This window comes from Cupriavidus sp. KB_39 (assembly GCF_052114485.1).
GTDB lineage: Bacteria > Pseudomonadota > Gammaproteobacteria > Burkholderiales > Burkholderiaceae > Cupriavidus.
On record NZ_JBFREV010000221.1, the window covers coordinates 1 to 435 of the forward strand.

General features: G+C 68.5%; 1 protein-coding gene. It reads left to right on the forward strand.

Translation table 11 applies throughout. The features are described 5' to 3' along the window. Positions 1 to 435: aldehyde dehydrogenase family protein (locus AB4Z27_RS29645; RefSeq protein WP_441646064.1), on the forward strand; the 435-nt coding region annotated here is incomplete at both ends.

A 435-nucleotide genomic window follows, 5' to 3' on the forward strand; every position in this document is an offset into this window, starting at 1 on the left:
CGTCACCGGCGGCAAGGCCGACGACAGCGTGGGCTACTTCATCACGCCAACCGTGCTGGAGGTGGACAACCCGCGCCACACGCTGATGGAAACCGAACTGTTCGGCCCGGTGCTGTCCGTCTACGTCTACGCCGACGCGCACTGGCCCGAGGTGCTCGAACTGGTCGACGGCACCAGCCCCTACGCACTGACGGGCGCGATCTTTGCAAGGGATCGCGCGGCCATCGCCCAGGCTTCCAACGCCCTGCGCTTCGCCGCCGGCAACTTCTATATCAACGACAAGCCGACCGGCGCGGTGGTCGGCCAGCAGCCGTTCGGCGGCGCGCGCCGCAGTGGCACCAACGACAAGGCCGGTTCGCCGCTGAACCTGCTGCGCTGGGTGTCGCCGCGCACGGTCAAGGAAACGTTCGTGCCGCCGGCCGACTACCGGTACGC